Genomic DNA, 1,100 nt, shown 5'->3' with positions numbered 1-1,100 from the left:
CCGACGATAGGGGCAGTCCGCGGTTTGTTCTATGGCTTCTTTTTGAGCATCAAGAACGGCCTTTGCATTTGGTTTTTCTGATATTCGATAGGACAGAATTTCCCCGTTAAACAGATCTAGGAATGGGTCTAAATACAGCTTCTTGATGACAGGTTTTCCGTTCGTATCTTGTTCATAATACTTAAATTCAGAAGTATCAGTTGTAATCTTTTGATGAGGAACCGAGGTAACAAATCGTCTGTGAATCCGATTCTTTGCCACTCGTCCAACAGTCCCTTTGTAGGAATTGTACTTACGTGATTTGCGTGTAAACTTTACGCTCTTCAGCCCAAGCTTACGCATGATTCGACGGATTTTCTTTTGATTTACCTTTACTCCCTGTTCGTTCAGGGCGATTTGAATCCGACGATACCCATAGTTCCCATCGTTTTCTTCGAAGATTTCTTGAATGGTTTCCTCTAGCTTGGCATCTGGATTCCCACGATTCAATCGCTTTTGCCAATACATGTATGTCGCTTTAGGAAATTTTGTCGCTTCAAGAAGAATCGTTAATCGGAACTCCTTTCGGAGTTCGTGGATGATTCGTGCATCTCGTTCTTGAGTCGATCTGGGATATTCATACCTAAAGCTCGGAGCTTTTTTACGAAGGCCAGTTCTGCACGAAGCAGTTCATTTTCTCGTTCCAGTTCTTGTTCACGCGTTAACGGCCTTTTTGGTATTTGTTTCTTCTTTTTCTTAGTCATTGAAGGCCTTCCTTTCAGTTTCGGTAAGAGACCTTCAATGCCTTCACGCAGAAATAGTTGGTGCCAATGTTGGAGTAGATTTCCAGATGGCAATCCATATTTCAATGCGACATTAAGGTAAGAGTCACCGCTAGTCAAATAATAGTGTATGACATCTTGCTTGAATTGGGAAGAATAAGTTTGTTTATTTTTACGTCGGTTTAAGGCATTAAAGTCCAATTTTTCTACAATCTTTACCCATTTTCTTACTGTTGAATCAGCTGGAATACCGTATCGGCGAGCTAGAGCCACATACCCACCTTCTCCCCTCTGATACGCTTCAACTACTGATTTTTTAAAGTCATAATCATATTTAGC

General features: G+C 41.0%; 2 protein-coding genes. Both read right to left on the bottom strand.

Annotated elements, in window-relative coordinates; genetic code table 11:
- Window positions 1-507, bottom strand: a 507-nt coding sequence (locus BCR24_RS11540; protein ID WP_141707057.1) for an IS3 family transposase, incomplete at its 3' end; no start/stop codon positions are given.
- Window positions 508-548: 41 nt separating this feature from the next.
- Window positions 549-1,100 (bottom strand): helix-turn-helix domain-containing protein (locus BCR24_RS11535; RefSeq protein ID WP_069640676.1); only part of this gene is annotated, 552 nt, incomplete at its 5' end.

The organism is Enterococcus ureilyticus (genome assembly GCF_001730315.1).
Taxonomy (GTDB): Bacteria; Bacillota; Bacilli; order Lactobacillales; family Enterococcaceae; genus Enterococcus_L; species Enterococcus_L ureilyticus.
The sequence above is the reverse complement of the archived record's forward strand: the minus strand, read 5'-3'. Positions and strand labels throughout refer to the sequence as shown.